We start from the raw sequence: 361 nt of genomic DNA on the forward strand, positions 1-361 counted from the left end.
GTATTATTTAGGGGCTGTACGGTAATGGTGGAGCTAAGCGGGATCGAACCGCTGACCTCCTGCGTGCAAGGCAGGCGCTCTCCCAGCTGAGCTATAGCCCCATACAGTCACTTACAGATACCTTAATCACTAACACACCAGGAAGATGAGTTAGCCAATTTGTTCTCAGGCAAGGCGGAGTTCATACGACGTTTGCATGTGCAAACGAGTGTGACGACAACGCAGCATGAGGACGAATTGGTAGGCCTGAGTGGACTTGAACCACCGACCTCACCCTTATCAGGGGTGCGCTCTAACCACCTGAGCTACAAGCCTATTAAGGTATTTCTGCTCGTTACTTTCTATCAGACAATCTGTGTGG

2 tRNA genes are annotated in these 361 nt (G+C 50.4%); both read right to left on the reverse strand.

What is annotated here, in order from left to right:
* Positions 1 to 25: 25 nt before the first annotated feature.
* Positions 26 to 101: transfer RNA gene (locus tag ACO0U8_RS24225), tRNA-Ala, on the reverse strand.
* 137 nt (positions 102 to 238) lie between these two features.
* Positions 239 to 315 (reverse strand) — tRNA-Ile (locus ACO0U8_RS24230).
* Positions 316 to 361: the final 46 nt, after the last annotated feature.

Origin of the sequence: Rahnella sp. EDr1-12 (assembly GCF_049206505.1) — a bacterium.
Taxonomy (GTDB): domain Bacteria; phylum Pseudomonadota; class Gammaproteobacteria; order Enterobacterales; family Enterobacteriaceae; genus Rahnella; species Rahnella rivi.